This is a genomic window from Armatimonas sp. (genome assembly GCF_031410135.1).
Lineage (GTDB): Bacteria > Armatimonadota > Armatimonadia > Armatimonadales > Armatimonadaceae > Armatimonas.
Genome location: NZ_JANNYP010000287.1, coordinates 1 through 2960, shown reverse-complemented (window position 1 = coordinate 2960; position 2960 = coordinate 1). Strand labels below are relative to the sequence as shown.

The following is a 2960-nucleotide window of genomic DNA, read 5'->3' as shown; positions in this document are numbered from 1 at the left end:
GGCCCACCCAACCGTGCAGCAGTTCTGGAGCCACAACCCACGGATGCGCCGCCACACTGAGGCTGATATCGTTTACGGCAATGCTCCTGCCATCGCCATCACGTTTGAGAGTGTCCCCACCAGCGCGAAGCTCTCGGTGATCGTGCGCCGCGACAGCTTCGCGCTACTGGGGATTGAGAAGGGCTAGATCGGCTTGGCAGTGCTCACCGAGAGCTCCCGCACTTCTTCGGCTGTGACTTCCCGACTTAGCTTCTCGGAGAGGTAGATACCCTCTGAGATGAGCATGGTGTTGAGCGCCAGGTCCATCGTCGGCAGGAGCGTATCGTTGCCAAGCAGCACATTGACCCAGTGACGCTGGCTGTTGTCGCGTGTGTCCGTGTCGCCGTCTTCTGTGCGGAGCTTGCGCCTGCGATACGCCGCCGCGCCCATAGACGCGCCTCCGTCGATGTCCAGGTCACCCTGTGACGTGAAGTAGCCAAAGGGGCGCAGGCGTGCACCGCCGTCGCTGCCGAGGATAAACGAGCCCTCTAGGGTGTCGAGGTGCATCGCCCAGGCTTCGAGAATGTCCAGTGCAATGCCATTAGAAAAATTCACGAGCCCCGTGCCCAGCTCCTCCACCGAGTAGCCCGAGAGTTCTTGACGCTTGGCGTCCATCGCCACTTTCTGAAACGTGCGGCCACAGATGCGTGTGGGAGTCGGGTTGCCCAAAAGCCAGAGCAGCTCGGAGATATGGTAGACGCCCATGTCGTAGAGCGCCCCGCCGCCGGAGTTCTCTTTCTGCACGAACGTCGGCTTGCCGTAGCCATCCACGTAGGGCCGACCGCGCCTTCTATGGCCGTTGGTGCGGGCGTAGTAAACCTCGCCCAGCGCACCGTCATCAATCAGCTCTTTCACGGAGCGCACCTCGTTGGAGTAGATCCCCGCCAGCTGGATGTGCAGCAGCTTCCCCGATGCCTCTGCGGCGGCTTTCATCGCCAGCGCGTCGGCATAGGCTCCCGCCATGGGCTTCTCGCAGTAGCAGTGCCGCCCGGATGCTAAGACCGCCTCGACGCCTGCTCGGTGAAAGTTGTTGTGCAGGCACACGTCTACGGCGTCTAAGTCGTCGCGCTTGAGCATTTCTTGGGCGGAGTAGTACACATTGGGAATCCCAAACGTGGCCGCGCTCTTGTCCGCCGCCGAAGGGAGAATATCTGCGCAGGCGACCACGTTGGCCTCGGGGATTTCTTTATAGGTCTTGAGATGCTGCTGGGCGATCTGTCCGCAGCCGATAATGCCGATCCGAACTTCTTTCTTGCTCATGAGGCTAGGTTCGCCAGAGCACGAGTGGGTTCCTGCTGTGGGCGAAACTGGGCTTCGTGGAGGCGCTGGTAGATGCCACCCGACGTGACAAGCTCCTGGTGGCGGCCTTGCTCGGCGACACCGGTCTCGTCCACGACCACGATTCTATCGGCGTTTTGGATCGTGGCGAGGCGGTGGGCGATGACCAGAGTCGTGCGGCCCACGGAGAGCTCAGCCAGCGATGCTTGGATGGCACGCTCGGTCTCGGTGTCCAGCGCGGACGTGGCTTCGTCAAGAATCAGAATCGGGGGATTTTTGAGAAACATCCGCGCAATCGCGAGCCGCTGCTTCTGCCCGCCCGAGAGCTTCACCCCCCGCTCCCCGATCACCGTATCGAGGCCATCGGGGAGCTGCGCGATCATCTCGTCGAGCCGAGCACGCCGCGCCGCTTCTTTGATTTCTTCGTCGCTGGCATCGAGCCGCCCGTAGATAATATTCTCGCGGATTGTCCCGCCAAACAGAAAGACATCCTGCTGCACGATTCCGATGTTGCGCCGAAGCGACGCCAGTGTCAGCTCTCGAATATCCATGCCATCTACCGTGATGCGGCCCGCGAGCGGCTCGTAGAAGCGCGGCACCAGGGAGCAGATCGTGGTCTTGCCCGCGCCGCTTGGCCCGACAAACGCGACCGTCTCGCCGGGATGGATAGTGAGGTTGATATTATCGAGCACCCGCTTGTGTGCCTCGTAGCCAAATGTCACTTGCTCGAAGCGAATCTCGCCCGTCAGGTGCTCGATGGCTTGCGCATGGGGCGCATCGGCGATATCGGGCGCGGTGTTCAGCAGCTCCGAGTAGCGCTTGAAGCCCGCGATTCCCTTCGGGTAGGTCTCCAGCACGGCGTTGATCTTCTCCACAGGGCGGAAGAAGACATTGACCAGCAGCAAAAAGCCCATAAACCCGCCGATCGTCAGCTCGCCGCGCAGAACATAGAACGCCCCGGCGATCATCACAAAAAGCTGGACGATGCGCATGGTCATGTAGCTCAGCGACATGCTCTTGGACATGAGTCTATAGGCATCGAGCTTAGTATCCCTATACGCTTCGTTGTCCTTGGCGAAGAGCTTGCGCTCGTGGTCTTCGTTGGCAAAAGCCTGTACCACCCGCATCCCGCCCACGTTCTCCTCGATACGCGCGTTAAAGTCCCCGATGCGGCCAAAGAGCGCCCGCATGTTGAGCGTCATCGCCCGCCCGTAGCGTGTCGAGACCCACGTCATCGGTGGCACGACTAGCCCCGTGATCAGCGCCAGCTTCGGGTTGAGCGTGAACATCAGCCCAAACGAGCCCAGAAACGTCATCACCGCGATAAACGCGTCCTCGGGGCCGTGGTGCGCCACTTCTCCCACTTCCTCCAGGTCTTTGGTGATCCGCGCCACCAAGTGCCCGGTCTTCTGGTTGTCAAAAAAGCGAAACGAGAGTTTTTGTAAGTGGTCGAAGATGCGCCGCCGCAGCTCGGTCTCGATGGAGATTCCCAGCACATGCCCCCAGTAGTTCACGACGTACTGAAGCCCCGTGTTCACCAGGTAGATCATCAGTAGCCCGACAGCGGCGCTGAGAATCAGCCCCCAGTTTGCGCTGGGAAGGAGCTTGTCCACAAAGTACTTCACGGCCAGCGGAAAAGCCAG

General features: G+C 60.7%; 3 protein-coding genes. 1 reads left to right on the top strand and 2 read right to left on the bottom strand.

What is annotated here, in order from left to right; all coding sequences use genetic code 11:
- On the top strand, positions 1–187 hold a 187-nt coding region (locus RMO15_RS10450; RefSeq protein ID WP_309711650.1), incomplete at its 5' end, for a hypothetical protein.
- Here RMO15_RS10450 and RMO15_RS10445 read toward each other — a convergent pair.
- The gene (locus RMO15_RS10445) at positions 184–1299 is read right to left on the bottom strand and encodes a Gfo/Idh/MocA family oxidoreductase (protein ID WP_309711647.1); all 1116 of its coding nucleotides are present in this window, start codon (positions 1297–1299) and stop codon (positions 184–186) included. The genes RMO15_RS10450 and RMO15_RS10445 overlap by 4 nt on opposite strands.
- A partial coding sequence (locus RMO15_RS10440) for an ABC transporter ATP-binding protein (RefSeq protein ID WP_309711644.1) occupies positions 1296–2960 on the bottom strand: 1665 nt, incomplete at its 5' end. The genes RMO15_RS10440 and RMO15_RS10445, both read right to left, overlap by 4 nt.

Coding starts and splice junctions, on each gene's coding strand:
- RMO15_RS10445 (WP_309711647.1), bottom strand. CDS start 1,299: ATGAGCAAGAAAGAAGTTCGGATCGGCATTATCGGCTGCGGACAGATC.